Origin of the sequence: Rothia nasisuis, assembly GCF_928381405.1 — a bacterium.
Classification (GTDB): domain Bacteria; phylum Actinomycetota; class Actinomycetes; order Actinomycetales; family Micrococcaceae; genus Rothia; species Rothia nasisuis.
Map to the genome: position 1 here is coordinate 1 of NZ_CAKMSB010000046.1, position 440 is coordinate 440.

A 440-nucleotide genomic window follows, 5' to 3' on the forward strand; every position below is an offset into this window, starting at 1 on the left:
GTATCAAGTGTGTCACGGCCCGGACTGTCACCTGAATCAGACGCCATCCGGGCATGTTCATCACCATTAACGGGAAAACGCGCGCGATCCTCGCTCCCGCGCGCTGTTTATCCACAGGCGGCTACCGTTCACGGCGATAAATGTCAGGATCAGATATTCCAGCGACATCGCATAGACGCCCTGCAAAGCAAAAATCACCACACTGATCACGTTGATTACCACCCACAGGAGCCAGTTTTCGACATATTTGCGTGTCATCAGAATCATCGCCGCGATAGACAGTACCATCATGCAAGAGTCCCAGAACGGGAAAGCGTCCGGTTGCAGTACGGGCATTGTCACCTGTAACCCCAGCATCTGCATAATGGCGACGGCCACGCGCGTCAGGACGGCGAATACGGGATCGATATATCGCGTCATCAAACCAATGGCTATCACAC

The 440-nt window shown here is 53.9% G+C and carries 1 protein-coding gene; it reads right to left on the reverse strand.

Annotated features, from left to right (window positions below; translation table 11 throughout):
- Positions 1-66 precede the first annotated feature (66 nt).
- Positions 67-440 (reverse strand): nicotinamide riboside transporter PnuC (pnuC, locus tag L6966_RS11955; protein ID WP_237233465.1); only part of this gene is annotated, 374 nt, incomplete at its 5' end.